Consider the following 511-nt stretch of genomic DNA (forward strand, 5'->3'; position numbering starts at 1 on the left):
CGCCAGAACCTAAATCTGGTGCGTCTACCAATTTCGCCACTTCCGCGTATTACTCTACTCAAACCTCTCAATAGGTCTAAGTGATATTTGGTGCGGAGGGAGGGACTTGAACCCTCACATCCGTTAGGACACTAGCACCTGAAGCTAGCGCGTCTACCAATTCCGCCACCACCGCACAATTTTGTCAGACTTTATTCGACACTTGGTAGTGTGTCAGTCTGTTTGAAAGTCATTGGCATCGAAATGCTCAACGGTTTCAGAATAGTTGGTGGCTACGACGGGATTCGAACCTGTGACCCCATCATTATGAGTGATGTGCTCTAACCAACTGAGCTACGTAGCCAACCTGAAATATGGCTGGGATACCTGGATTCGAACCAGGGAATGGCGGCATCAAAAGCCGCTGCCTTACCGCTTGGCGATATCCCAACAGTCATCACGCTCGAAAGCATGATTCTTCAATAAATGGTGCGGAAGGAGAGACTTGAACTCTCACACCTTGCGGCGCCAG

The 511-nt window shown here is 49.5% G+C and carries 3 tRNA genes; all 3 read right to left on the bottom strand.

Annotated elements, in window-relative coordinates:
• Window positions 1–88 precede the first annotated feature (88 nt).
• Window positions 89–175: transfer RNA gene (locus A1OO_RS06990), tRNA-Leu, on the bottom strand.
• Window positions 176–266: 91 nt separating this feature from the next.
• Window positions 267–343, bottom strand: a tRNA-Met gene (locus tag A1OO_RS06995).
• An 11-nt stretch (window positions 344–354) separates the two neighbouring features.
• Window positions 355–429, bottom strand: a tRNA-Gln gene (locus A1OO_RS07000).
• Window positions 430–511: the final 82 nt, after the last annotated feature.

It is taken from the genome of Enterovibrio norvegicus FF-33 (genome assembly GCF_000286835.2).
Taxonomy (GTDB): domain Bacteria; phylum Pseudomonadota; class Gammaproteobacteria; order Enterobacterales; family Vibrionaceae; genus Enterovibrio; species Enterovibrio norvegicus_A.